The sequence below is a fragment of the Xanthomonas sp. F14 genome (genome assembly GCF_014199865.1).
This window is the reverse complement of record NZ_JACHOM010000006.1, coordinates 26,335-47,983: the sequence shown is the minus strand read 5'-3', so window position 1 is coordinate 47,983 and position 21,649 is coordinate 26,335. Positions and strand designations below refer to the sequence as shown.

Annotated in this window: 13 protein-coding genes; 8 read left to right on the top strand and 5 right to left on the bottom strand. The window is 66.0% G+C overall.

The window, feature by feature from the left end; all coding sequences use genetic code 11:
- Positions 1-202 precede the first annotated feature (202 nt).
- From GGR73_RS18595 to GGR73_RS18585, 4 genes are all read left to right on the top strand, one after another.
- Positions 203-3,145: a TonB-dependent receptor gene (locus GGR73_RS18595; protein WP_184458278.1), complete on the top strand. Its 2,943-nt coding sequence runs from the start codon at positions 203-205 to the stop codon at positions 3,143-3,145.
- Positions 3,146-3,244: 99 nt separating this feature from the next.
- The gene (locus GGR73_RS20400; RefSeq protein ID WP_456363005.1) at positions 3,245-4,732 is read left to right on the top strand and encodes an MFS transporter; all 1,488 of its coding nucleotides are present in this window, start codon (positions 3,245-3,247) and stop codon (positions 4,730-4,732) included.
- Positions 4,733-4,768: 36 nt separating this feature from the next.
- On the top strand, positions 4,769-5,803 hold the full coding sequence (locus GGR73_RS20395; RefSeq protein ID WP_456363004.1) for a glycoside hydrolase family 43 protein: 1,035 nt from the start codon (positions 4,769-4,771) through the stop codon (positions 5,801-5,803).
- A gap of 346 nt (positions 5,804-6,149) precedes the next feature.
- The gene (locus tag GGR73_RS18585) at positions 6,150-6,683 is read left to right on the top strand and encodes a lipocalin family protein (RefSeq protein WP_039513140.1); all 534 of its coding nucleotides are present in this window, start codon (positions 6,150-6,152) and stop codon (positions 6,681-6,683) included.
- An 83-nt stretch (positions 6,684-6,766) separates the two neighbouring features.
- Here the strand turns inward: GGR73_RS18585 and GGR73_RS18580 are convergent, their stop codons facing one another.
- Together GGR73_RS18580 and GGR73_RS18575 are read right to left on the bottom strand one after the other, a co-directional pair.
- Positions 6,767-7,120, bottom strand: a complete 354-nt coding sequence (locus GGR73_RS18580; protein WP_039520877.1) for a ribonuclease E inhibitor RraB — start codon at positions 7,118-7,120, stop codon at positions 6,767-6,769.
- Positions 7,121-7,309: 189 nt separating this feature from the next.
- Positions 7,310-7,882 (bottom strand): hypothetical protein, encoded by a 573-nt coding sequence (locus GGR73_RS18575; RefSeq protein WP_039527696.1) that lies wholly within the window; start codon positions 7,880-7,882, stop codon positions 7,310-7,312.
- Positions 7,883-8,038: 156 nt separating this feature from the next.
- On the opposite strand from GGR73_RS18575, the gene GGR73_RS18570 reads away from it, so the two are divergent.
- On the top strand, positions 8,039-8,242 hold the full coding sequence (locus GGR73_RS18570) for a YdcH family protein (protein ID WP_023905744.1): 204 nt from the start codon (positions 8,039-8,041) through the stop codon (positions 8,240-8,242).
- Between the two features lie 416 nt (positions 8,243-8,658).
- Here the strand turns inward: GGR73_RS18570 and GGR73_RS18565 are convergent, their stop codons facing one another.
- The 3 genes from GGR73_RS18565 to GGR73_RS18555 form a co-directional block, all read right to left on the bottom strand.
- Positions 8,659-9,639 (bottom strand): zinc-binding dehydrogenase, encoded by a 981-nt coding sequence (locus tag GGR73_RS18565; RefSeq protein WP_065033358.1) that lies wholly within the window; start codon positions 9,637-9,639, stop codon positions 8,659-8,661.
- Between the two features lie 323 nt (positions 9,640-9,962).
- On the bottom strand, positions 9,963-12,632 hold the full coding sequence (plsB, locus tag GGR73_RS18560; RefSeq protein WP_065033357.1) for a glycerol-3-phosphate 1-O-acyltransferase PlsB: 2,670 nt from the start codon (positions 12,630-12,632) through the stop codon (positions 9,963-9,965).
- A complete protein-coding gene (locus tag GGR73_RS18555) occupies positions 12,632-13,606 on the bottom strand; it encodes a hypothetical protein (protein WP_065033356.1) in 975 nt (324 codons plus the stop codon). Before GGR73_RS18555 ends, plsB begins: the two co-directional genes overlap by 1 nt.
- 406 nt (positions 13,607-14,012) lie before the next feature.
- Here GGR73_RS18555 and GGR73_RS18550 point away from each other — a divergent pair, with 406 nt between their 5' ends.
- From GGR73_RS18550 to GGR73_RS18540, 3 genes are all read left to right on the top strand, one after another.
- Positions 14,013-15,065: a LacI family DNA-binding transcriptional regulator gene (locus GGR73_RS18550; protein ID WP_016904027.1), complete on the top strand. Its 1,053-nt coding sequence runs from the start codon at positions 14,013-14,015 to the stop codon at positions 15,063-15,065.
- A gap of 135 nt (positions 15,066-15,200) precedes the next feature.
- Positions 15,201-18,230, top strand: a complete 3,030-nt coding sequence (locus tag GGR73_RS18545) for a TonB-dependent receptor (RefSeq protein ID WP_184458276.1) — start codon at positions 15,201-15,203, stop codon at positions 18,228-18,230.
- A 317-nt stretch (positions 18,231-18,547) separates the two neighbouring features.
- Positions 18,548-21,583 carry a TonB-dependent receptor domain-containing protein gene (locus GGR73_RS18540; protein WP_054592241.1) on the top strand — a complete coding sequence of 1,012 codons (3,036 nt, stop codon included), beginning with the start codon at positions 18,548-18,550 and terminating at the stop codon, positions 21,581-21,583.
- The last annotated feature ends 66 nt before the right edge of the window (positions 21,584-21,649 follow it).

The following is a 21,649-nucleotide window of genomic DNA, read 5'->3' as shown; positions in this document are numbered from 1 at the left end:
CCACTGCCGCAGCCGCCACGATGCCTTCCGTCGCCTATGCTGCCCTGCAGCGTGATGTTCTGAATTTGGTAGCGCTAACATCGGCCACCGCTGATCGCCCGTCTCCCCCATCGCACCATCGCCGCGCCGCTACCGGCAGCGGCACTCCCTGCGCAGGGGCGATGCGTGGGACATCTGCTCACCTGTTAGGGAAGGGATTACGGTGAAGAACAGCTACGCACAAACCGCGTTGTCCTGCGCGTTGGGGTCCATCCTGCTGGGCATGACCAGTACCACCGCCTGGGCGCAGTCCAGCGACGCCGACAGCGCTGCCGCCACCGCACAACCGCCCACGGCCGCCGCTGCCAGCGGCGATGCGGTGACCCAGCTCGACACCGTCACCGTCTCCGGCTACCGGCGCAGCATCCAGTTTTCCACCGATGCAAAGCGCGACTCGGTGGGCTTTGCCGACACCGTGTTTGCCGAAGACATCGGCAAGTTCCCGGACATGAACATCGCCGAGTCGCTCAACCGCATCCCCGGCGTGCAGCTCTCGCGCGACGTCAATGGCGAGGGCCTCAACATCGCCATCCGCGGTCTGGGCACCAGCTTCACCAAGACCACGCTCAACGGCGCCAGCATCGCCACCGCCTCGATCGGCCTGAACGCGCAGAACCAGAACCGCGAAGTCGATCTGAACCTGTTTCCCACCGAGTTCTTCACCCAGCTCACCGTCAGCAAGACGCCCACCGCCAGCATGCTCGAAGGCGGCGTCTCCGGCGTGGTGGACATGCGCAGCGCGCGTCCGTTCGATCGCCCCGGCGTGCACTTCACCTATCAGGCCCAGGCGGACTGGAACAGCACCAGCGAAAAGACCACCCCGCGCGGCGCCTTCATGGGCAGCTGGACCAACGAGCAAGGCACCTTCGGCGCATTGCTGGGCGTGGCATCGGTCCGCAGCAAGCTGGGCGTGCGCGGCTTCGAAAGCGTGGGCTGGACCAACCCCGGCCTCACCTACACCCAGTGCGGGCTCACCCCGCCTGCCGGCACCCCGGCCACCAATCAACCGGCCGCGTGCAACGTCAATGGCGGCGGCAACTGGCGCATTCCCGACCGCGTGCCGGCCACCGCCGGCAGCGGTCTGACCACCGGCGAGACCATCGATGCGGCCTGGCTGCTGGCGCGCAACCCGGGCCTGAGCATCGACCAGATCAGCGACGCGCTGATTCCGCGGCTGGGCCGCAGCGTCTACATGAATGGCGATCGCGACCGCGATGCCTCGGTGATGTCGCTGGAATGGCGCCCGTCCGACAGCATGCATTTCTACCTGGACACGCTGTATTCGGAAGCCAAGCGCACCACCGAGCGGATCAGCATGAATCTGATCGGCCGCAACGGCAACATGATCCCGCTGGGCATGCAGCTGGACCAGAACAACGTGGTCACCAGCGCCACGTTTGCCAATGCGCAGTACTTCCTGGAAGCGCGCCCGTACCGGGAACAGGTCAAGTTCTGGAGCGTCAATCCGGGTGCCGAGCTGTTGTTCGGCGAGAACCAGGACATCAAGCTCAACGTGCAGGCCAATGCCACGCGCAGCTGGCTGGAGCGCGAGTCGCCCAGCATCCTGGTCACCTCGCCGTTCACCACCGTCGATTACCGCAACGAAGGCGGCGACCGCCCCTCGATCAGCAGCCCGCTCGATCTCAACGACCCCAATCTGGGCTGGGGCTGGAACGGCGGCCGGGTCAATATCCAGAACGAAAAACGCGTGACCGAAACCCGGGGCGCACGCGCCGACCTGCAGTTCGGCGAAGACAAGCGCAACATCAAGATCGGCGCCGCCTACGACCAGGCCGAGCGCACCATCCGCGGCTTCGACAACAGCATCGCCTGGGAGCAGGTGGTCTGCCGCGGTGGCGGTGGCAATGTCTGCAACGGCGGCCCTGGCTCGGCAATCCCGAATGCGGCGCTGGCCGGCTATCTGCGCCCCGGCCCGGATGGCTTCATCACCGCCGATTTCAACCGCTTCCTGGGCGACACCAATTACTACGCGCTGCGCGATTCCGCACCGGAGACCAACTCCGCCAACACCGGTGCCTCGGCCGGCGGCATCCGCGAAAAAAACTGGGGTTTCTATATCGAAACCAACGCGGAAACCGAAGTGTGGAACCGCACGCTGCGCTTCAATGCCGGCGTGCGCTACGTGACCACCGACCAGACCATCACCGGCCCGGTCACCATCAACGGCATCCGCCGCGTCCAGGTGCTGGATTCGGACTACAAGGAGACCCTGCCCTCGTTCAACGCCGCCTGGGACGTGGCCGACAACGTGGTGCTGCGGCTATCCAGCTCGCGCACGCTCACCCGGCCTGACCCCAGCGCGATGTTGCCCAACACCAACTTCAGCGACCCCTCCGCGCAGACCGCAACCCAGGGCAATCCGAACCTGGCGCCGTACCTGTCCACCAACGTGGATTTCGGTGGCGAGTGGTACACCGGCGGCGAAGGCTATGTGGGCCTGACGTTGTTCAACAAGCGCATCAGCGGCTTCACCGTCAACGGCGTGCGGCGTATCCCCTTCAACGACCTGGGCGTGCCCTACGACAGCCTGCTGCCGATCCAGCAGGCCGGCCTGGACCAGCGCGGCGGCCCGAATGCGGCCACCGTGGATGTCCAGACCCAGGTCAACGCCGACGGCGTGCTCAACATCCGCGGCACCGAGGCGATCTGGGTGCAGCCGCTGGACCGGCTGGTCGACGGCCTGGGCTTCAGCGTGAACTACACCCATGTCACCCAATCCTCCGAAGGCGAAGGCATTCCGGCAGTGGCGGTCGGCGTCGCACCCAACCTGTGGAACGGCACCGTGTACTGGGAAAAGGACGCCGCCTCGGTGCGCCTGTCCTACACCTGGAACGACGACATGGTGATCTCCGGCGCCAACCAGAACGGCATTCCCTACGCGCGCCTCAACGCCGATGCGCGCGGGCAGCTGGATCTGTCTGCCAGCTACACGCTGGAGTCGCTGCCGTCCAAGCCGCAGATCACCCTCAACGTCACAAACCTCACCGACGAGCCGCTGCGCACCACCTACGCCTGGCCCAACGCCACCTACGATCTGTACGAGCCCGGGCGCACGGTCATGCTCGGCATCCGCGGTACCTTTTGAGTGCTGTGTTTGCCGGTCGCGATCACCTCCCATCGCGACCGGCAGCCTGGCGCGCGCCGCGGCGTTTTCCGCAGCACTCCCTGAGCCCCGCCCCACCTCATGAACGATCGCTCACAACAGCTCTCCTTGCGCGAAAAGATCGGCTACAGCCTGGGCGACCTGGCAGCCAACCTGATCTTCCAGACGCTGGTCACCTTCCTGGCGTTCTTCTATACCGATGTGTTCCGCATCCCGGCGAGTGTGGCCGCCACCCTGATCTTCGTGGTGGGCATGCTCGGCGCGTTCGTGTTCACGCCCATCATCGGCATCCTGGCCGACCGCACCCGCACGCGCTGGGGCAAGTTCCGCCCATGGATCCTGTGGACGGCAGTGCCGTTCGGTGCCTTGTCGCTGGCCGCGTTCAACACACCCGCACTCGGCGAGCAGGGCAAGATCGCCTACGCCTTCGCCACCTACACGCTGCTGATGCTGGTGTACGTGGCCAACAACCTGCCGTACTCGGCATTGAGCGGCGTGCTCACCGGCAGCATGGAGCAACGCAATAGTTTGTCGGCGTACCGCTTCCTGGCGGTGACGTTTGCACAGTTCATCATCCAGGTGTTGTTGCTGCCGCTGGTGCTGATCCTGGGCAATGGCGACAAGGCACAGGGCTTTCGCAACACCATGGCGCTGTTTGCCGCCGTCGGCACGCTGTGCTTTCTGATCACCTTCTTCACCACCCGCGAGCGCGTGCTGCCGATCAGCGAACAACGCAGCAGCGTGCGCCAGGACCTCACCGATCTGGTCCGCAACAAACCCTGGCTGGTGATGCTGTCGCTGACCATCCTGGTCTTCATCAATCTCGCCATGAAGGGCGGGATGTACATCTACTATTTCAAGTACACCCTCGACGCGAACGCGTTGACGCTGTTCCTGGACAACGCCGGGTTCAACCGCTTCATCGCTGCAATCAACAGCATGCTCACCGGCGCCGGCCTGAGCGCGCTGCAATGGCCGCAGGACGCACCCACCTCGGCCTTCAGCGTGTTCAGCGCCGGCGGCATCCTGGCGATGATCGTGGGCATCGGCTTCTCCAAGCGGCTGGCCGATCGCTACGGCAAGCGCAACGTGTTCGGCGGCGCGCTGCTGATCTCCACGCTGTTCCTGCTGGCGTTCTACGTGTATCCGCCGACTGCGATCGCCTGGGTGTTCGCCTCCTACGTGCTGCACGGCTTCTTCTACGGCATCACCATCCCGCTGCTGTGGGCGATGATCGCCGACGTGGCCGACTACTCGGAATGGAAGAACCACCGCCGCGCTACCGCGATCATTTTCTCGGCGATGTTGTGCGGCCTGAAGATCGGCCTGAGCGTCGGCGGCGCGCTGGTCGCCGGCATCCTGGCGTTCTATGACTACGATGCCGCCCTGCCGCTGCAAAGCGATGCGGTGACAAACGGCATTCGCCTGGCCATCAGCGTGTATGCGTCCATCCCGTTCCTGCTCGGTACCGCGTTGCTGGCGCTGTACGAGATCGACAAGCCGCTGGAAACCCGCATCGAACACGAGCTGGGCCTGCGCCGACGCAGCGCCGCGCTCGCCACCAGTTGACGCCCTCTTCCTCCCACCTCATGCACAGGTACGCGCATGTCCGATGAACTGCACACCGCTGCACTGCAGGCGCTGGCGCGCACCGCCATTTCCGCACCGCTGGTCACCCACCTCTATACCGCCGACCCTTCCGCACACGTGTTCGACGGCGCCTTGTACATCTACCCCTCGCACGACATCGATGCCGGCGTTGCCTTCAGCGACGACGGCTCGCACTTCGACATGGCCGACTACCACGTCTTCCGCATGGCGCATCCCGGCGCGCCGGTGGAAGACCTCGGGCAGGTCCTGCACGTGCGCGACGTGCCCTGGGCGCAGCGCCAGATGTGGGCACCAGATGCCGCGCAGCGCGACGGCAAGACCTATCTGTATTTTCCCGCCAAGCGCGCCGACGGCATCTTCCAGATCGGCGTGGCGGTCGGCGATGGCCCGCAAGGCCCGTTCGTCGCCGCAGCCGAGCCCATCGCCGGCACCTACTCGATCGACCCGGCGGTATTTGCCGACCACGACGGCGCGCATTACCTGTACTTCGGCGGGATCTGGGGCGGCCAGCTGCAGCAGTACCGCGACAACGTCTATGCGCCGGACCATCAGGAACCGGGCGACGACGCGCCCGCACTCGGCCCGCGCGTCGCCCGCCTGCGCGAGGACATGACGCAACTGGCCGAACCCACCCGCGAGATCATCATCCTCGACGAACACGGCACACCATTACGTGCCGGCGACCATGCCCGCCGCTTCTTCGAAGGCCCCTGGGTCCACCACCACGCCGGCCGCTATTACCTGTCGTATTCCACCGGCGACACCCACCGCATCTGCTACGCCACCAGCGATACCCCGTACGGGCCATTCGCCTACCAGGGCGTACTGCTCGCACCGGTGGTCGGCTGGACCACGCATCACTCCATCTGCCTGTTCGACGGCCAGTGGTATCTGTTCTATCACGACGCCGTGCTGTCGGGCGGGCAGACGCATCTGCGCAGCATCAAGATGGCATCGCTGGAGCACGACGCGGATGGAAAGATCGCGACGATTTATCCGTATGGGGAAGACGCGGTATCGCCCTGGTGAATGCCGTCGGGCTACCGCCTGCCGGAACTCCGACCAGCCCGTCATGGCTCGACCGTCGGCGCTGAACGACACGTCCTGTCACCGCTGCGCTTTCAAAGCGCGCCGTAATCCTCGTGCGGCTGACCGTCGACCCGGCGCTCACCGCTCCGTGATCGCGCGTTTCCTGGCATGCGCAAGGCGTCGGCCTGGCGCTTCAACACCGCCATGACATGTCGAGCGTTACGGTCGTGCCGCTGGCACACCACGCCAGCGTGCACTCAGTCCGGAACTGCATCGCATGGGGTTGCATCCGGACGCACAGTAACGCCGTAGGCCTATCTACGGGTTCTTTCTGGTGGAGGTTGCCATGCGAGGTGGTTCGATGCTGTTGTTGCTGACGCTAGCGGTCTACGGGAGTGCAAGTGGGAGCGAGTCGCGTGCCGCCCTGCCCCGCGCAGACAGCGTCGACGTGCCGCGCTTCATGGGCGACTGGTACGTCATCGCGCATATTCCCACCCGGCCGGAGCGCAAGGCCTACGATGCCGTGGAGCGCTATGCGCTGCGGCCGGATGGCCGCATCCAGACCACCTTCACCTACCGCAAGGGCAGCTTCCAGGCGCCGCTCAAGTCCATGCACCCGATCGGCCAGGTGGCGAAGGAAGGCAATGGTGCGCTGTGGAGCATGCAGTTCTTCTGGCCGTTCAAGGCCGAATACGTGATCGCCTGGCGGGATGCGGAGTATGCGCAGACCATCGTGGCGCGCAGCAAGCGCGATTACGTTTGGTACATGGCGCGTACTCCGCAGGTCTCCGATGCCGACTATCAGCAGGCCGTCCAACGCATCGCCGCCATGGGCTATGACGTGTCGCAGCTGCGCCGCGTACCGCAGTCGCAGCGCTGATGCGGTAACGCGGTAACGCGGTGAGGGTGTAACGGGCTCAGCGATGCAGTGACTGCATCGCTGGCTCTCGCACACGGGCTGCGTCAGGCGTCCTTGTCATCCACGGAAAACTCCCAGCCGTCATTCAGGCCACCCAGGGGCTTGGCCTCCACGGCCAGCTCCTCCTCGAATGCCGAAATCGCTTTGTGCGACGGCACCATGGTCGGATATACCGTCACGTCCATCGGAAAAGCGGTGTTTTCCGGATAGTGGCAGCAACGCACCTTTTGCTCGAAGCGCAGCAGCATCACCGAGAACTCCAAGGCCGATTCCTTCGTGGGGAAGACCACGGAGAACGCAATCTCGCGCGGCTTCGACAGGTCCACGCCTTGCTGGGCAATGTGCCAGAGGGTGTCGCCGTTATCGTCGTTGGGATACAGGTCCGGATGTCGTTGCATGTGAGCTTCGGTTTTTGGCGGCCGGTGGCCGGGGAATAGCGCTGGCGCTGATTGTGCGCTCTGATCGCGTGTCGCCAGGATCCAGACCTCGGCTGCTGGAGCCTACCGTCTCCCGGTGTTCGAGGTGCCTGCTCAGGCAATGAACCTGCTACGCAGATGGCCGCACGATGTGCGACCACCTCGGGCAATTCACGGCAGCCAAACCAGATTCATCAGCTGCGGATCCGCGGTGACCTTGACCAGCTTGCCGCTGGGGCCGAACTGCACCTGGTACTCGGAGAAGCTGTCGCGCCAGTAGCGCCACAGCGAGGCGTCCAGATTCGGGTTCTCGCTGCTGATCGGGTAGCCGACGGCCATCAGCACCTGTTCGCGGGTCATGCCGCCGGTGAGCTTGCCGTCATTGATGGCCTGGCGGATCTTGGGCGGGAAGGTGGCCAGCTTGAGCTTGGGGTCGGCGGTGACGACATAGCGGGCGGCGAAGGCGGTGTTGTCCAGGTCGCGGCTGTAATCGTTGCCGATGGACTGCTTTTCGCCGGCGATCTTGAGGTTGACGCGGTTGCGGCCGAAGCCGGTGACGCTGACCGGGGTGCCTACGGGAAGCATGCGCTTGCCGTCTTCGGCGTAGTTGCTGTCGCTGATCCAGCTGCCGTCGGTGCGCAGGTTGCAGCACAAAAAGCCGTCGTACTTGGCGACGTCAGCGGCGCTGGCCAGGTTGGCGGCGGTGAGCAGGCTCAGGGCCAGCAGGGAAGAACGCAAACGCATCGTAAAGACTCCTTTCTCGACGGCCATGGCCGCGCGGCAATGATGGGATCAGGCGCGCCGCCGTTTCCCCAACGGCGCGCAGGCATTGTCGCAGCCCCGGACAGCTTGGCAAGCACAGGTGACGCGGCCGGCCCGTGGTTGTGTATGCTCGGAGCCGTGGAAACTCTCTCACCCGCCGAGATCGCCGAGCAGATCGCCGAGTTGCGACGCGCCCACCGCGCGTTGGACGAGGAGATCCAGCGCGTGCCCGCCAACATGGACGACGAGCTGCAGATGAAGCGCCTGAAGAAGCGCAAGCTGCATCTCAAGGACTGCATCACACGGCTGGAAATGGAACTGGTGCCTGACGAGCCGGCGTGAGGTTGGTGCGTGCGGCCGCCTGGGTTTGCTTTGCGGTAGTGGATATCAACGTCGCGGTGACAGGCAGTTGAGTCAGTTGGTGACGCAGGCAGGGGTTTGTCCGCATGGCGCCGGCTTGAGCTGAGGCGTGTCGCGTTGGTCGCTTGGGCCACACCCTCACCCCAACCCCGCTGCGCGTCCCAGCCCACGTCTTGCGACGCGGGCGCTCCAAGGCACGCGCGCCAGTGGCGCGCAAGCGGTGCCGCTTCGCCCCGAGGGGAGAGGGGCTTGATATGCCGGCCTTGGAGAATTGTCGATCTCTTCGGCCGATCTCGGCAACGGATCCGGGCGCTTGTTCGCGTCAGCGGACGTGCAAGCGCCTCACCGCTTTTGCGCGTCAGGCGCCGACTGTCGTAAGACGACCCGAGCCGCCGTCCTCAGCCTGCGCGTAGCAGGATCTTGCCGCGGCGGCCCGGTTCGGCGCTTGCCGCGGCGGCCTTGGCTGCATCTTCCAGATCGAACACCGCTTCCACCGGCAGGGCCAGGCTGCCATCGACGGCGGCCTTGAGCAGTTCGCCGATCATGCGGCGCTTGTCCTCGGGCTTGGTGGCGGCCATGACCTTGCTGCCCCAGAAGCCGCGCACGCTGGCCTGCTTGAAGATCACATCGCCGCTGGAGATCTGCAGCGGCTCGCCGGTCATCGAGCCGAACGAGATCAGCTCGCCGCCCTCGGCAAGCAGCCCCATCAGGTCGCCGGCGGCGCTGCCGGCGACAGAGTCGATTGCGCGCACGATCGGCGCCTCGCCGACCAGCGCGCGCACACTGTCCTGCCAGCCCTCCCGGGCGGTGGAGACCGCGTTCCCGATACCTAGTTCCTTCAACTCCTCCACGCCGGCGTCGCGGCGCACCAGGTTGACCACGTTGATGCCGCGCGCGGCGGCGAGCATGGCGACAGTCTTGCCGACCGCGCCGTTGGCGGTGTTCTGCAAGATCCAGTCGCCTTTTTCGACCTGCAGGAACTCGATCAGCATCAGCGCGCTCAGTGGCATGGCGATCAACTGGCAACCGCGGTCGTCGTCCAGCGCGTCGGGCAGCGGCACCACGCCGGACGCGTCGGCCAGGAAAAACTCCGCCCAGCTCTCGTGCACGCCGGCGGCGACCACGCGCTGGCCGGTCTGCAGGCCCTGGACGCCTTCGCCCAGGGCGTCGATCACGCCGGCCGCCTCGCTGCCGCCGATTGCGGGAAGCTCCGGCTTGTAGCCGTAATTGCCGCGCACCGTCCACAGGTCGTGGTTGTGGATGGGCGAGCGACGCATGGCGATGCGCACCTGGCCCTTGCCGGGCTGCGGGGTGGGCCGTTGCCCGAGTTCGAGCACCTTGGCCGGGTCGCCGAATTGGGTGTGGATGGCTGCGCGCATGGAAGTCTCCTGCCGGGCACGCCAGTGATCCAACGCACCCGATCGTGATGAAAGGTGGCGCGATGCTATCGGCACGGCTGCAAGAGGCGGATGAAACGAACGGAACTGTTGTGTGAAGTTGCGCGCGTTGGTGGAGGACGCCTGGTGTGACTCTGGCCTACTACAGCGCCGGGGAGCGCGTGCTGACCGACCCTCATCCCCCTTCGGGCACCTTCTCCGGGTGGGAGAAGGGAAGCGTGGTGCGCATCTGCGCTTCCCTGCGGGTGCGCTGCCATTGCCCGCATCACCTACCGCAGGGAGAGGCTGGCGTTTGTACTGCCGCCTTACTCGGCCGGCGGCAGCACCACGTCCGGCTTGACCGCCTCGGGGCTGACCCGCTCGATGGTGTGGCGCAATTCGCGGCCAAGGATGAACTTGGCGTCCTTGGCCCAGGCATCCAGGCGCTCGTCGAACAGCAGCTTGCTGTTCTCGTCCGGCCACACCAGGCGCAGCTCGCGCAGTTTCTGGATGAAGCTGCGGAACAGGGTCTTGTCGAAGAACTCCGGGGCGGCCGGGGCGTACAACAGGCTCAGGCGTTGCGCGGCCTGCTGGCACAGGCTTTCCAGTTCGCCGGCACCGAGCACGCCGGGGCCGTTCTTCACCAGCACCGAGATGGCGATGTAATAGCGCTCGAAGGCCTGCTGCAGCGAATGGCCGATCGCACGCAGGCGGAACACCTCATCGGTCTGCCCGGTGTTGCGGGTGAGGATGCCGCCATCGTCGTCGGTGACGTTGAGCAGCAGGCCTTCGCGCACGAACATGTCGATGGTCTGCTCGATGCGTTCGGCAAAGCGGTCCTCGCTCCACGGCAGGAACAACTCCGCCTGCAGGAACGGGTACACGGTGCGCCCCAGGCGCAACAGACCGGCACGGCTCATGCGGCGGTTGTTCTGGAAACAGCACGCCACCCACGACGAGGCGGTGAACAGGTGCAGCACGTTGTTGCGGAAGTAGCTCAGCAACACCGCGGTGTCGCCGCTGACGCTCAGCACATCGCCCAGCGGGTGCGACACGCGTGTGAGCACGTTGATCTCTTCGGCGTGGGTGATGATGCGCGCCGGGGTGTGCGGGGTGACGGTGACGCGGTCCGAATACGGCATCTCCGCCAGCAGCTTCTTGCACAGCTCGATCTGCGCGATCAGGTCGGCCTCGCCCATCGCGTGCTTGGGCGTGGACAGCAGCGCCAGCGCCAGCAGGTTGATCGGATTGACGTCGGCGGCGCAGTTGATGCGGGTCTGGATCTGGGTGGACAGCGTGTCCACCGCCGGTGCCAGCCAGGTGGGCTTTTCGTCGTCGGGCAGCGGTTGGCCGTCCCAGTCGGGCGCATGTTTGGCCAGCACGTCGTTGAGCGCGATCGGCTCGCCGAAGTTCACCACCACCTGGCCGTAGTTTTGCTTGAGCACCTTGGGGATGGACCACAGCAGGCCCCAGATGGATTCCTTCTCCTTGGGCCGGCCGGTGAGCTCGTCCAGGTAGCTGTTGCCTTCCATCAGCTTCTCGTAGCCGATGTAGACCGGCTGGAACAGCACCGGCTTGCGCGGCTGGCGCAGGTAGGCGCGCAGCGTCATCGCGATCATGCCGCCCTTGGGCTGCAGCAGACGCCCGGTGCGCGAGCGCCCGCCTTCGACGAAGTATTCGATCGAATAACCGCCGGCCACTAGCTGGGCGACGTACTCGCTGAGCACCGCCGAATACAGCGCATTGCCCTTGATCGAGCGGCGGATGAAGAACGCGCCGCCCTTGCGCAGCAGCGTGCCGACCACCGGCAGGTTGAGGTTGATGCCGGCCACGATGTGCGGCGGCACGATGCCGCGTTCGTACAGCAGGTAGCTCAGCAGCAGGTAATCCATGTGGCTGCGGTGGCTGGGCACATAGACCACCTCGTGCCCGGGCGCGGCCTGCTTGAGCTTGTCCAGGTGATGCACCAGCACACCGGCGTAGATGCGGTTCCACACGTGGGTGAGCAGGAAGCTGGCCGAGCGCACCACCGGGCTGGAATAGTCGGCGGCGATTTCCCAGGCGTAGGCATGCGCCTTGCGCCAGGCATCGACCGGCTTGGAGTTGTCGCGCTTGGCCTGGGTAGCGATGGCCTCGCGCACCGAGTCGGCCGCCAGCACCTGGTCCACCAGCAGGCGGCGGGTGGACAGGTCCGGCCCGATCACCGCCTCGCGGATGCGCCGGAAGTGGGTGCGCAACACGCGCTGCAGCTTGCGCAGGGTGCGCTCGGGCGGCAGGCCCTCGGCCATGGTCTGGCGCAGCGAGATCGGCGGGGCAAAGCGCACGATGGTGGTGCGGCCGTTGAGCAGCACCGCCAGCAGGCGCCGGAAGCGGCCGACCAGTGCCCAGTTTTCCGAGAACAGCACCGCGAACCAGCCGCTCTGCTTGTCCGGCGCGCGGCCGACGAAGATCGACACCGGCACCAGGTGCACGTCCAGGTCGGCGCGCACGCGATGCGCCTGCAGCAGCTTGGCCAGCGAATCCGAATGGGTCTTGCCGCCGCGCTGCTCGGGGATCAGCGAATTGCTGCTGCTGCGCCGCGACAGCGCCAGGTAGGCGCGCTTGCGCTGCAGCGGGTCGCCCGGCAGCGGCACCAGTGGCGAAGGCAGCCCGGCCTCGCGGCAGGCCTTGTCCAGGATCAGCGCGCTGGACAGGCCGTAGTCCTCCAGCACGTAGACCACCGGCGTGCCGTCGTCGTAGCGGCTCGGCTGGTCCGGTTCGATGGTCAGGCTCAGCCAGGGGTCGGCCAGGCGGCCGAGCAGGCGCGCCCACCACGGGCGTTTGGCGCTGCGGGCAGCGGCGACGGCGGGCGCGATCAACGGCGCAGCGTCCGGCGGAACCGGAACGGCGGTCGGCAAGGCGGCGGTCGTGGCACCGAGATCGGTGGCGGCAGCGCTGGGCGGGGCGGGCTGGCCGTCCGGGAACGGCAGGGGATTCTGTTCTGGCATCACGGTCATTATCGCCCAGCCGGGCGTTGCCCGGTGGCGGCGGGCGTGGCGGGCGCGGCCGCCGGGGTGTCAGGCGTCGCAGCGGCGTCGGGTGCGGGCGCCGCCGGCGCAGCGCCGAGCAGCGCCTGCACCTCGTCCTGGGTCTGCTGCTGGTACCAGTGGCCGTCGCGCTTGATCAGGCCGATGCTCAGGTCGATGTCGTGCGCGGCCAGCGGATAGCGCAGCCGCACCTGGGCGCGGTCGCCATCTTGCCTGATCAAGCCGGTGCGCAGCGCATCCAGGCTGCTGTCCAGCGACAGGCCGTAACGCTCCAGCACCTGCTTGGCCGCGGCCCAGAACGGCCCGAGCCGGCGCAGGCTCTCTTCCATCCCCAAGCGCTGCAGATCGGCGTCCGAGCCGATGCCGGTGGCGCGGGCGGCAGTCACCAGGTCGGCGATGCTGGCCTTGGCGCGCGCGCGGTCGGCCAGCGGCGCGGTGGCCGCCCAGGCGCTCAGGGCATCGACCAGCTGCACGTAATGGGCGCGCTGCTCGGGCTGGTAGTCGCTGCGGCTGCGCAGGTATTGCACGCCGAACTGGCCCAGCGACTGCGCGGCCTGGCGGATGCCCTGCGACTGGCCGGCCAGCTGTGCATCGAAGGCCTGCTGCAGCTGGCGCTCGGCGCCGGGCGCCGACAAAGTGCCGAGCAGGCTGCCGACCTCGTTGGGCAGCGGTAGCTCGGTCAGCGGCCAACGGCTGGCGCCGCTGCGCCAGGCCGCCTCCAGCTGGGTGTATTGCGCAGGTGTGACCCGGATCCGCGCATAGGCGACCAGGTCGTTGCGCCGCAAGGGCAGGGTCATCGACTGCATCGCTGCGGCTGGCTCGGCGCTGGCGCCCGGCAAGGCGGCGGTCTTGTCGGCGCGCTGGCAGCTGCCCAGGCACAGCGCTGCCAGCAGCACCCACGCGATGGACTGGAACCGGCCGGCGCGGACGGTGGATGGCGACATGCGCACGCTGTTCCCCTGATCGATCGGCGCATCTTGCTGTCTGAACGCACTGGCGGCAAGGCGCGCGACAACCGTGCGCCCGGGTACGGTGCGGAAACGTTAGATTTTCGTAGTTCCATGCATGTTGTCGCCCAGTGTCCGACATTGACTGCCGTTGTCCTTCCCGGACAAACTTGTCCAGGGGATGCCGCCAAGCCCTTGTGCCACCTGCGTTTGGCCCAATGGTGCGGCGCATCATGTAAGCGCTTGCAGTTCCTGCTAGCGTGCGCGCCATCTCGCTCTGAGGTCGCCATCGGTTGGGGCCGATGTCATTCATGTGCATGTGTGACACGAACGTTCTGCGCCAGCGGACCGTGCGACCCTTCCCGGCGTGCGGCGGCAGCCGCGTTGTCCTGGAGGTTTTGCCATGAGTCGGCCACGCTCCGAAGGCGGTAGCGTCACCATCAAGGACGTCGCGCGCGAAGCGCAGGTGTCGGTGGCAACGGTCTCGCGCACCATGAATGGGCACCAGCATGTGGCCGAGTCGGTGCGCGAGCGCGTGCTGCAGGTGGCCCGTGCGCTGCATTACATCCCGCACCACGCCGCGCGCAGCCTCAGCAGCCGGCGCACCCATACCATCGGGGTGGTGTTGCCGGACCTGCATGGCGAGTTCTTTTCCGAACTGATCCGCGGCATCGACCAGGTGGCGCGCGAGCAGGGCTACCACCTGCTGGTGTCCAGCTCGCACGGCGACCCGCAGGCGCAGCGCAAGGCGCTGGAACGCCTGCCCGGGCGCGTGGACGGGGTGGTGGTGATGTCGCCCTCGCTGGGCGACTCCGGCGTGCACGAGGACGCCCTGCCCGGCGGCCTGCCGGCAGTGCTGCTCAACTGCGCCGGCACGGCCAGCCAACGCCCGGTGCTCAACGTGGACAACTACGGCGGCGCGCGGACGATGACGCGGCACCTGCGCGACAGCGGCCACCGCCGCATCGCCTTCATCGCCGGGCCGGCCGACAACTTCGATGCGCACGAGCGTCTGCGCGGCTACCGCGACGAGCTGGCGCTGGATGCCGACGTGCAGCCGTGGGTGCTGCCGGGCAACTTCGACGAAGAGTCCGGCTACCGCGCCGGCCAGACGCTGGCACAGGGCGCGCGCCCGGATGCGGTGTTCGCGGCCAACGACATGATGGCGCTGGGCTGCCTGTTCGCGCTCGGCCATGCCGGGCTGAAGGTGCCGCAGGACATCGCGCTGGCCGGCTTCGACGACGTGCCGATGGCGCGCTACGTGCTGCCGGCGCTGACCACCATGCGGGTGGATATCGCCGGGCTGGGCGCGCGGGCATTGCAGTTGCTGCTGGGCCAGCAACTGGTCGATGCGCCCGCCCCGCCCGCCGATGCCGCCCCCCCGGCGTTTTCCGAGATGGTTCCCGAACTGATCGTGCGCGCGTCCAGCGCGCCGCGGGCGGCGCCTCCCACCTGAAACGCGCCACCACGCTTTGCCGAACGTGTGTTGCTTGCAGTCCGTTGCCGTTGTTGCCAGCTGTCCCGCTTGACGCAGTACCGACGCGCCAGCCACTCCGCTGGTTCGCGCTTTACCCCTGGGAGGGGGAAAGTCATGAAGAATTACCGCACCGTCTCCACCCTGCCCGCGCGCAGCCTGTTGTGCTGCGCCCTTGCCGCCTCGTTGCTGGCCAGCACCCCGGCCATGGCCCAGTCCAGCAATGCGACCTTGCGCGGCCAGGTTGCGGCAGCACAGGCCGGCACCACCGTGACCGCGACCAATGTCGCCAGCGGTGCCGTCCGACGCGTGCCCACCGGCGCCGACGGCAGCTACGCGCTGGTCGGCCTGCCCCCGGGCACCTACAAGGTGGATGCCGGCCCCGGCAGCGAGCAGACCGTGACCCTGTCGGTGGCCTCGTCAGTCACCTTGAACCTGGGCGGCAGCGCAGCCGCGGCGCCTGCCGGCGATGCCACCACGCTGGATGCGGTGCAGGTCACCGCCACCACGCTGCAGGAGGTCAAGACCTCCGAAGTGGGCACCAACGTGTCGCTGAAGCAGATCAGCACCGTGCCGCAGCTGACGCGCAACTTCCTGGAGTTCGCCGACACCGTGCCGGGCATGCAGTTCGAGACCAACTCCAACGGCAACAGCCAGATCCGCGGCGGCGCGCAGGGCAGCTCGGCGGTGAACGTCTACATCGACGGCGTCGGCCAGAAGAGCTACCTGTTCGGTGGCGTGTCCGGGCAGGAGCAGAGCGCGGGCAACCCGTTCCCGCAGCTGGCCATTGGCGAGTACAAGGTCATCACCTCCAACTACAAGGCCGAGTTCGACCAGGTCGGTTCGGCAGCGATCGTGGCCTCGACCAAGTCTGGCGGCAATGAGTTCCACGGCGAGATCTTCGGACGCACTAGCAATACCGATTTCCGCGCGCGCCAGCCCGACGAACGCGCCGGCGCGCCCAACTCCGATGGCAGCAAGCGCAAGACCCACCAGGACGAATACGGCTTTGCGCTGAGCGGGCCGATCGTGCAGGACAAGGCGCATTTCTTCTTCAGCTACGAAGGCAAGGGCTTCGAGGTCTCGGCCGATCCGGTGGCCGTGCCCGATCGCTTCAGCGCGCTCAGCGACGACCTGCCGGCCGGCGTGCAGAGCCGGCTCGGCTCGGTCACCCGCCCGTTCAACGAAGACCTGTACTTCGGCAAGGTCGACTGGGACATCGGCGAGAACGACCGCCTCGAGCTCACCGGCAAGTACCGCGACGAGGAAAGCCGCGACAGCGTCGGCGGCCAGACCACCGCGATCGCCTCCAAGATCAACCTCAACACCGAAAAGCGCTTCGACCTGCGCTGGCAGCATTACGGCGAGCGCTACGTCAACGAAGCGCGCGTGTCCTATGAGGACGTGCTGTTCAATCCCACCGCCTATACCGTGGGCAGCCAGAGCGTGTACACGCGCGGCATCGCCGAAGACGACGTGCTGCTCAACGACGGCGCCACCAGCGGCCTGGCGATCCAGCGCAAGGGCCAGAAGGGCCCCAGCTTCCAGAACGACCTGACCTTCAACAACCTGGAGTGGCACGGCAACCACGTCATCAAGATGGGCGTGAAGTACAAGGAAGTGGAGCTGACCCAGAGCGAGAACTCTGCGGCCAACCCGTCGTTCTACTACGCGGTGGGCGATGGCGCGGGCACCTCGGCCATTCCCTACCAGGTGCGCTTCAACCTGCCGTTCGCCGGTGCCGCACCGTCGGTGACCACCACCAGCAAGCAGCTGGGCCTGTACATCCAGGACGATTGGGACGTCAACGACAAGCTGCAGTTGAATATCGGCGTGCGCTGGGATGGCGAAAAGATTCCCTCGTACCTGGACAACGTGACCCCGCCGGAAGTGGTGGCGGCCTTGAACGACCCCGGCACCGATCCGGCCGTGAGCGCCACCTACGCCGAGCAGCTGGCCAAGGGCGGGGTGGACATCAACGACTACATCAGCAACGGCCGCAATCGCAAACAGGACAACAACAACTTCGCACCGCGCCTGGGCTTTTCCTACGACTTCCGTGGCGACGAGTCGCTGGTGCTGTTCGGCGGTGCCGGCCGCAGCTACGACCGCAACCTGTTCGACGTGATGGGCCTGGAGCAGATCAAATCCGCGCTGGCGCAGTACACGATCCGCTTTGCCGGGCCCACCAACTGCGTCCCGGCGCCGGGTACCTGCACCGCCTTCGATCCGACCTATGTGAGCAATCCCGACAGCCTGGCCAACCTGGTCGATGCGCGCGTGCGCAATGGCGAAATCGACCTGCTCAACAACGATCTGAAGACGCCGTATGCCGACCAGTATTCGCTGGGTCTGCGCACCCAGTTGGGCGACTGGAACACCTCGGCCACGCTGTCGTACATCCACAGCAAGGATGGTTTCATCTTCACCCTGGGCAACCGCTATGCCAACGGCGATTTCTTCCAGAACGGCAACCAGGCGTTCGGCCAGACACCCCGCGGCTTCGGCAACCTGATCATCGGTAACAACGGGGTGGAGACCAAGACCGGCCAGTTGCTGCTGTCGGCAGACAAGCCCTATACGCAGGAGAGCGGCTGGGGCCTGACCGCGGCCTACACCTTCTCGCGTGCGCGCGGCAATCGCGGCAACGACGATCGCTACGGATTCGATGCGGCCACCATTGCCGACTACCCGTTCCTGGATCTCAATGCGGTGCCGCGCCACCGTCTGGTGCTTACCGGCATCTACGACCTGTTCTGGGGCATCAGCGGCTCGGCCAAGCTGACCCTGGCCACGGTGCCGCCGCGCAACGAGGCGATCTCCTACGACCAGTACGGCGGCCCGAGTTCGGACAATATCCGCGTGGTCTCGGTGGATGCCCCCGGCGGCAAGTTCATCGCCGGCGGCGACATCTTCGGCACCCGCCAGCTGGACCTGTCGTTGTCCAAGGACATGCACATCACCGATGCGGTGACGGTGCAGGTGCGCGGCGATCTGATCAATGCGCTGAACTTCCGCAACTACGATCAGTACAGCATCGACTGGGGCAGTGCCGGCGTGTACGACCCGCGCGTGAGCATCAACCAGTACGGCGCGATGTCCACTCCGCCACGGACCTTGTTCATGAGCGCACGCATCATCTGGTAACGGCTGCGTTGGCGGCATCCGGCGTCTCGGCGCCGGTACCGCACCCGCTGCCTAAGCTGCATCGGCCCCACGGCAATGGGGAGGGGCCGGCCGCAGGCTTGTTGCATCGTCCCGATTGAGGTGTGTTGCTGCGGCGCGACGCGCGATGCGCGCGATGCCGCAGACGCCATGCTCCGGTTGGCGACCGTTTTTGCTGTGTTTGCCGTCCCTGCTGTTTGTTTGTTGCCCGCTGTACCCGTTCCATCCACACCAAGCACCAACCTCGACGCGCCAGTCACTTCACTGGTTCGCGCTTTACCCCTGGGAGGGGGAAAGTCATGAAGACTCACCGCACCGTCTCCACCCTGCCGGCACGTAGCCTGTTGTGCTGCGCCCTGGCTGCCTCGTTGTTCGCCACCACCCCGGCCATGGCCCAGTCCAGCAACGCCACGTTGCGCGGACAGGTCGCTTCCGCACAGAGCGGCAGCGAGGTCGTCGTCACCAACCTCGCCACCGGCTCGGTGCGACGCGCACCGGTCAATGCCAACGGCAACTACACCATCGTCGGTCTGCAGCCGGGCACCTACAAGGTCGAATCCAACGGCGCCAGCCGCACGGTGACCCTGTCGGTGGCCTCCAGCGCCACCGTCGATCTCGGCACGGAGGCGGCGGCAGCGCCCGCCGGCGACGCGACCACACTGGACACGGTGACGGTCAGCGCGCCGATGATTCGCGACGTCAAGACCTCCGAGGTGGGTAACACCATTTCGGCGCGACAGATCCAGCAATTGCCGCAGGCCACGCGCAACTTCCTCGAGTTCGCCGACACCGTGCCGGGCATGGTGTTTCAGGTGGATGGCAACGGCAACACCAAGCTGCGTGGTGGCGCCTCCAATGCCAGCGCCGGCAATCTGTATATCGACGGCGTCGGCCAGAAGAGCTACGTGCGCAGCGGCGGCGTTGCCGGCCAGAGCGACACCCAGGGCAACCCGTTCCCGCAGCTGGCGATCGGCGAATACAAGGTCATCACCTCCAACTACAAGGCCGAATACGGCCAGATCAGTGGCGCGGCGATTACCGCGGCCACCAAGTCCGGCACCAACGAATTCCACGGTGAAGCCTTCTATCGCTACACCGACCAGGATCTGCGCGACAAGCGGCCCGACGAGGAAGCCAACGGCAAGATCGATTCGCAGACCAAGGAATACGGGTTTGCGTTGGGTGGGCCGATCATCCAGGACCGCATGCATTTCTTCGTTGCCTACGAAGGCAAGGAAAACGTCGCACCCAAGAGCGTGCAACCGAGCGCAGAGGCAGCCGCGTTCCTCAACCAGCTGCCTTCCGATCTGGCCAGCCAGTACGGCCCGGCCAACATGCCGTTCGAAGAAGACCTGTTCTTCGGCAAGATCGATTTCGAACCCACCGATCGCGATCGTATCGAGCTGAGCACGATCTATCGCGACGAGACCCAGACCGCCAATGTGGGCGGCACCAACACGCTCGCGCAGGCCACCGACAAGATCAACAAGGACAAGCGCACCAACCTGCGTTGGCAGCACAGTGCCGACAACTGGTTCAACGAGGTCATCGTCGGCACCGAAAACTCGGAGAACAACCCGACCCCGCGCACGCTGGGCAACGGCATCGTCTACACGTATTTCCAGCCGCGTGCCGGCTCCACCGATATCGATGAGCGCACCTTCCTGACCACCGGTTCGGCCGGCGGCAGGAATGCGCAGCGCAAGAGCCAGAAGGGCTGGTTCCTGCAGAACGATCTGACCTTCACCAGCTTCCAGTGGCACGGCGAACACACCATCAAGATGGGTGTGAACTACAAGGACATCGAGCTGACCTCGCAGGACGCGGCCGCGCTGAATCCGCAGTTCAGCTACCGCGTCAACGGCGGCAGCGTGGAATCCACGCCGTATCGCGTCGACTTCATTGCGCCCTACACCACACCCGGCCAGCGGGCGACGGTGGTATCGCCGTCCAAGCAGTACGGCATCTATCTGCAGGACGATTGGGCAGCCACCGACAAGCTGATGATCAACATCGGCGTGCGCTGGGATTACGAGGACACACCGGCCTACACCGACTTCGTGACCTCGCAGGCCTTCGTCGACGCGCTGTACGCCAACGATGCGGAAAACCCCGGTCAGCCATGGGCCAACCGTCTGCTGCCCAGCGGCATCAACGTGGCCGATTACATCAGCACCGGCAACAACCGCAAGAACTTCAAGGATGCCTGGGCTCCGCGCTTCGGTTTCTCCTACGACTTCTTCGGTGACGAGGCCGCCATCCTGCACGGCGGTGCCGCGCGTTCGTACGACCGCAACCTGTTCGAGCAGCTGGCCCTGGAAACCAGCAAGGCGGCGTTGTCGCCGGTCGCGGTGTATTTCGAAAACCCGGCAACCCAGCAGTGCTATCGCGCAGACCGCACGTGCGTTGCGTTCGACCCGCGTTACCTCAACGGCATCGATCAGCTCAATACCATTCCCGGTGTCGCTGGCAGCGCCGAGTTGTTCATGTTCAACAACAAGCTCAAGACGCCGTACAGCGACCAGTACAGCATCGGCATCACCAACCAGGTGGGCGACTGGCTGACCGATGTGACGTTCCAGCGCATCCTGAGCTACGACGGCTTTGCGATGGGCCTGATCAACCGCTATCCGGATGGCTCCTACTTCCAGAACGGCAACGTGCCGTGGGGCGAGCCGGTGCCGGGCTACCAGAACACCATTCTGGGCAGCAACGGCCTGGAGCAGCGCAACAGCCAGGTCCTGCTGTCGGCCGACAAGCCGTACACCAAGGAATCCGGTTGGGGCCTGACCCTGTCCTACACCCACACCAGCGCGCGCCAGAACCGCAACATCGATGAGCCGTACGGTTTCGACAAGGCGACCATCCGCGGCTATCCGTTCGTGAAGTCCGATGCCGTGGCCGCACATCGCTTTGTCGCTTCCGGTTCGATCGATGGTCCGTGGGGCGTCACCTTCGGTGCCAAGCTGGTGCTGGCAACGCCCGAGCCGATCAACACGATCGCCTGCTTCGGCTTCACCGATCCCGATGGCGCGACCTGCCAGCAGGTTGGTGTCACCCCGCCGGGCAGCGGCAAGTTCCTGGTCGGTGGCGATATCTGGGGCTACCGCACGGTGGACTTCCAGGCCACCAAGGAGTTCACCGTGGTCGGGGACTTCAAGCTCAACGCGCGCGTGAATCTGCTCAACGCCTTCAACTTCAAGAACTACAGCGCGTACGCCTACAACGGCTTCGGCAGCAACGGGCAGTTCGATCCGGACATCGCCATCAACACCAGTGGCGAAATCAACTACGTGCCGCGCAGTGTCGTGCTGGAAATCGGCGCCAAGTTCTGATTGGCCCCATCGCCACACGCGCCGACATGGGCGTGTGGTAGTTCGAACGGGGCCGGCTGGCCCCGT

Coding starts and splice junctions, on each gene's coding strand:
- GGR73_RS18565 (WP_065033358.1), bottom strand. CDS start 9,639: ATGCGCGCAGCCATCCACACCCAATTCGGCGACCCGGCCAAGGTGCTC.
- GGR73_RS18555 (WP_065033356.1), bottom strand. CDS start 13,606: ATGTCGCCATCCACCGTCCGCGCCGGCCGGTTCCAGTCCATCGCGTGG.
- GGR73_RS18545 (WP_184458276.1), top strand. CDS start 15,201: ATGAAGAATTACCGCACCGTCTCCACCCTGCCCGCGCGCAGCCTGTTG.
- plsB (WP_065033357.1), bottom strand. CDS start 12,632: ATGACCGTGATGCCAGAACAGAATCCCCTGCCGTTCCCGGACGGCCAG.
- GGR73_RS18550 (WP_016904027.1), top strand. CDS start 14,013: ATGAGTCGGCCACGCTCCGAAGGCGGTAGCGTCACCATCAAGGACGTC.
- GGR73_RS20395 (WP_456363004.1), top strand. CDS start 4,769: ATGTCCGATGAACTGCACACCGCTGCACTGCAGGCGCTGGCGCGCACC.
- GGR73_RS18580 (WP_039520877.1), bottom strand. CDS start 7,120: ATGCAACGACATCCGGACCTGTATCCCAACGACGATAACGGCGACACC.
- GGR73_RS20400 (WP_456363005.1), top strand. CDS start 3,245: ATGAACGATCGCTCACAACAGCTCTCCTTGCGCGAAAAGATCGGCTAC.
- GGR73_RS18575 (WP_039527696.1), bottom strand. CDS start 7,882: ATGCGTTTGCGTTCTTCCCTGCTGGCCCTGAGCCTGCTCACCGCCGCC.
- GGR73_RS18585 (WP_039513140.1), top strand. CDS start 6,150: ATGCGAGGTGGTTCGATGCTGTTGTTGCTGACGCTAGCGGTCTACGGG.
- GGR73_RS18540 (WP_054592241.1), top strand. CDS start 18,548: ATGAAGACTCACCGCACCGTCTCCACCCTGCCGGCACGTAGCCTGTTG.